This window comes from Frankia sp. AgB32 (genome assembly GCF_023243045.1).
GTDB lineage: Bacteria > Actinomycetota > Actinomycetes > Frankiales > Frankiaceae > Frankia.
On the sequence record NZ_JALKFX010000222.1, the window covers coordinates 1 to 235 of the forward strand.

Here is a 235-nt window from a genome sequence, read left to right on the forward strand (position 1 = left end):
GCGTTGTACTCCAGGAGCTTGGCCGGCCCGTCGCCGCCGTAGCTGAAGTCGAAGCGCCCGTACAGGCTGGGATCGCGCCGCGCCCAGCTCGCCCGGATCGCGTCCCAGGCGTGCTCCGGGATCCGCAGCGAGCGGAGGATCGCCGCGTCCCGGACCGCCCGGTCCACGAAGGCGAGGCAGAGGTCGTGCAGCGCGGCGCTCGGCGCCTCGATGGCGTCCTCGATCTCCGCGAGGC

1 protein-coding gene is annotated in these 235 nt (G+C 74.0%); it reads right to left on the reverse strand.

Translation table 11 applies throughout. The annotated features are described in order from the left end of the window. Positions 1–235 (reverse strand): glutathionylspermidine synthase family protein (locus tag MXD60_RS26495; protein WP_248822421.1); only part of this gene is annotated, 235 nt, incomplete at both ends.